The 2,005-nt window shown below is 64.7% G+C and carries 3 protein-coding genes; 1 reads left to right on the top strand and 2 read right to left on the bottom strand.

The features are described from left to right. The first annotated feature begins 187 nt into the window (after positions 1-187). The gene (locus MJD61_12510; GenBank protein ID MCG8556090.1) at positions 188-940 is read left to right on the top strand and encodes a hypothetical protein; all 753 of its coding nucleotides are present in this window, start codon (positions 188-190) and stop codon (positions 938-940) included. A 57-nt stretch (positions 941-997) separates the two neighbouring features. On the opposite strand, the gene MJD61_12505 is transcribed toward MJD61_12510, so the two are convergent. Further along, positions 998-1,435 carry a zinc ribbon domain-containing protein gene (locus MJD61_12505; GenBank protein MCG8556089.1) on the bottom strand — a complete coding sequence of 146 codons (438 nt, stop codon included), beginning with the start codon at positions 1,433-1,435 and terminating at the stop codon, positions 998-1,000. Next, positions 1,413-2,005 (bottom strand): hypothetical protein (locus MJD61_12500; protein ID MCG8556088.1); only part of this gene is annotated, 593 nt, incomplete at its 5' end. The genes MJD61_12505 and MJD61_12500, both read right to left, overlap by 23 nt.

Here is a 2,005-nt window from a genome sequence, read left to right as displayed (position 1 = left end):
CGTATCGATGGGTGAGTCGCGACTCCTGTGCCGTCCTTCTCGGCTGGCGCCCACTTCTCGTATTGCCGACTGCGCACCGCGCTGCCGGAGGGGACCACTGCATGTACTTGACACCGGCCGCTCTATCGAGGGTCGGGTCGGGTCGGGTCGGGAGCACCAGCCCGCTCTCTGTGCTACCTTGCTAGCCATGCGGACGAGTGGGGCGTTTCTGGTTATGACGACGTGTCTGGCGGGTTGCGGAGGTGAGGGCGACTCGCCTACGGATGTCGCGGGGGGCCTAGCGGGTGGGGATGGGGGCGTGGTGAGTAATGTAACGTGTGTGGCTGGTGGCCCTCGCCAAACTCATCTTGATCCGGGTGTGCGGGGGCAGGTGACCGGCACCAACGGAACATTTACGGACGAGTGCGATCCATCGGGCAACCTCATCGGGTACTCGTGCGAGTTTCGGCTGCAGTGTGCCGGCGGGCCTGACTGCTTTCCTTATACGGTAGAGACCGGCGTGGTCGAAAGCAGGCACTACGATTGTGACGGCCGTTGCGTCAACGGCGCCTGCGAAGCCAGCTGCCCGGAACAAGGCGACATTCTCGTGTATCTCGATATCGATGGCTCCGGCAACGTGACGTTCCGGAACGAAGCTGACAATCGTCGCTACGTCTGCACGCCCGACTCGCGGCCCGTGCATCGGTCGGTCCCGCCCGGGGACTGCGGTAACGCCAAGGCAGGCCAGCGGACGATCGTTGTTGGGCTGGGACTACGCAGCAGTTTCTGTACGGGCAGTCGAGTTGGCAACATAGCGACGGCAGAGCCAGGCGTCACGAGTGGAGCAGGCCCGGTCGACGCTGGATTGGGCCCGGTCGACGCTGGATTGGACCCGGTCGACGCTGGAACAGGCGGCGCGCAACCGAGGTGCCGCTATCGCGACTGCATGATCGTGCCGTAGAGTGCGCCATGGAGCGTGGACCAGCTTGAGCGAGCGTCCTGTGTACCGGCCTCCCGCCTAGGCGGCGCTCTTGCCGGTGCCCGACTTCGATGACGACGACTCGCCGGACGCCTTGGTCGAGGCCGTATCCGATGCGTTGGATTGGCCCGGGCCGGCCTTGGTCGATTCGCCTTTGTCCGCTTGCGCGTCCTTGCCGGGTTTCGACTTGTCGGGCTTGTCCTGCGGCGCCTTTCTCGAGCCGTAGCCGTCGGCGTACCAGCCTCCCCCCTTGAGAATGAAGTTACCCTGCGTGATCAAGCGGCGCGCCCTGGATGCCCCGCAGTTCGGACACTCCTTGATCGGGTCTTCGCTGATACGCTGCTCGCGTTCGAACTCGCTGGCGCAGCCGTCGCACACATACACATAGGTAGGCATCCTGAGCAACACCTCCACAAACGCCCTGACTACGGGCTCGCGGTCCCCACTGCCACCCTCATGACAGTTCGTCCGGTTCACCGGGATTTGCAAGTTTCTTGGACCACAGAATGGCGTCCGAGCGCTTGCCTCCCACCTGCAGGCCCCGCGCCAGCAGCCCGGTCTTGCGGAACCCGGAGCCGACGTACGCTGTAGAAAGCGCCACGTCTTCGCTGGGTGCGAATCCAAATGCGGATACGATGCCGCGCCGCCTGAGCTCGTCGGAAAACGAACGCAGACCCTCTACTACGGCGACCACGTCGGACTCGCTGCGTGGCGATCGCAGCACCTCGATCAGCGAGTGGCCGAAGCAGTCCTGGAACTCGGCCGAAAGGTAGTTCGCCTTGCCGCGCTTCGGCACGACCTCGAGGAAGAGCCTGAGCGCGTCCCGCCCGAACGGATCGAAGCTGCCGAGCCCGTGCCCCCTATGCCAGATCTGATCGCGGGCCTGGGCCGCGACGCTCATATCGACCCCACGCAGCGCTACGTGGCTTCTTGCGAGCTCCTTGGCGGCTTTCTTGGCCGCGTTGACTGTCCGGTCCGCAAGCCGCTGGCCCTTGTCGTCCACCTCGATGGAGGCGGTCTTATCGCCGATCACGCAGCCCACCAGAT

The sequence above is a fragment of the Pseudomonadota bacterium genome, from assembly GCA_022361155.1.
In the GTDB taxonomy this organism is placed as follows: domain Bacteria; phylum Myxococcota_A; class Polyangia; order Polyangiales; family JAKSBK01; genus JAKSBK01.
Note: the sequence above shows the minus strand (reverse complement) of the source record. Positions and strands in the feature narration are given on the sequence as shown.

What these genes read in the sequence shown, in the direction of transcription:
- MJD61_12510 (MCG8556090.1), top strand. Translation starts at nt 188, where the DNA reads ATGCGGACGAGTGGGGCGTTTCTGGTTATGACGACGTGTCTGGCGGGT.